The sequence below is a fragment of the Saccharothrix xinjiangensis genome (assembly GCF_039527585.1).
GTDB classification, from domain to species: Bacteria; Actinomycetota; Actinomycetes; order Mycobacteriales; family Pseudonocardiaceae; genus Actinosynnema; species Actinosynnema xinjiangensis.
Genome location: NZ_BAAAKE010000078.1, coordinates 1 through 804 on the forward strand (window position 1 = coordinate 1; position 804 = coordinate 804).

The window sequence follows — 804 nt, forward strand, 5'->3', positions numbered from 1 at the left end:
TCGGTGGTGTGACGGTGATGTCGTCGCCGGTGTTGTTCGAGGAGTTCGCGCGGCAGGGTGGGTTGGCGGCGGACGGTCGGTGCAAGTCGTTCGCGGGTGCGGCGGATGGCACCGGTTGGGCCGAAGGCGTCGGGATGGTGGTGGTGGAGCGGCTGTCCGAGGCTCGTCGTCACGGTCGTCGGGTGCTGGCGCTGATCCGGGGTTCGGCGGTGAACCAGGACGGCGCGTCCAACGGGTTGACCGCGCCGAACGGGCCGAGCCAGGAGGAGGTCATCCGCCAGGCGTTGGCCAACGCCGGTCTTGCCCCGGCCGAGGTCGACGTGGTGGAGGCGCATGGCACGGGGACGCGGTTGGGTGATCCGATCGAGGCCCAGGCGTTGTTGGCGACTTACGGCCAGGGGCGGGCCGAGCCGTTGTTGTTGGGTTCGGTGAAGTCGAACATCGGTCACACGCAGGCGGCTGCGGGTGTTGCCGGTGTGATCAAGGTGATCCTGGCGATGCGGCACGGGGTCGTGCCTTCCACGCTGCACGTGGACGAGCCGTCGCCGGTGGTGGACTGGGCCTCGGGCGCGGTCGAGCTGGCGCGGGAGCCGGTGTCGTGGCCCGATCAGGACCGGCCTCGTCGGGCGGGCGTGTCGTCGTTCGGGATCAGCGGGACCAATGCCCACGTGATCATCGAGCAGGGCCCGGCGGTTGAAGAGCCCCGGACGCCTGTGGGTGGTCCGGTGCCGTGGGTGGTGTCTGCCGCGTCCTCGGAGGCGTTGCGGGAGCAGGTTCGGCGGTTGTCGGGGTGGCCGGGTTCGG

1 protein-coding gene is annotated in these 804 nt (G+C 70.6%); it reads left to right on the forward strand.

The genetic code is table 11. The annotated features are described in order from the left end of the window. The coding region (locus ABD223_RS43295; RefSeq protein ID WP_344044186.1) for a beta-ketoacyl synthase N-terminal-like domain-containing protein at positions 1-804 on the forward strand (804 nt) is incomplete at both ends.